Source organism: Ruegeria sp. AA3 (genome assembly GCF_056542905.1).
Genome location: NZ_JBQGAQ010000045.1, coordinates 1 through 612, shown reverse-complemented (window position 1 = coordinate 612; position 612 = coordinate 1). Strand labels below are relative to the sequence as shown.

The following is a 612-nucleotide window of genomic DNA, read 5'->3' as shown; positions in this document are numbered from 1 at the left end:
GCAAATAGGGCTGCACCCCCGGCCCAGACCACAGCGTAGCGCCCGGCGTGGAAGGACCGCCACGCAGCGAGCACGCTGATCAAGGCCCCGAGGGCAACCAATAGCGTGACTACCCAAGGATAATCGGCCTCGGCCGTTTCCACGTATGTGTCGGCAAAGCCGCGCCACACGGAGCCACCGTCCAACCCGTGCAGCAGAACAAACCAGATCAGACCCAACGCAGGCAGCACCGTCACATCCTGCAAAGCACGCGCAGCTTTTGTCCAAAGGATCAGCGCCAGTATCAAAGCGGTAAACAGAGCAACGCCCAGCCAAAACTCACCGCTTGAATCCGACCAATGCAGCGACAGGATGATGGAACTGGTGAGAACCGCACCAAAGGCAATTCGGGTTGGAAACTCGGGCCATGGATCCCCTTTCCGTCGCCGGATGACCTCGGCAATCATCGGGCCGGTGTGGTCGGGCCAGATACTGCGTACGGGTATCGCCATCGCAATCAGCGCCAGTGCTGTCACACAGGTCAGATACCCCGGTTCCGTAGAGGGGGAAGACAGCACCAGCAAAAACGCCGCCCCGTATGCACCCACTAGCGTCAGAATAGAAATCCATGCC

1 pseudogene is annotated in these 612 nt (G+C 60.0%); it reads right to left on the bottom strand.

Annotation, left to right across the window (positions count from 1 at the left end):
* A pseudogene (locus ACR0JR_RS22385) lies at positions 1-612 on the bottom strand (DUF2339 domain-containing protein); the annotation flags it as partial.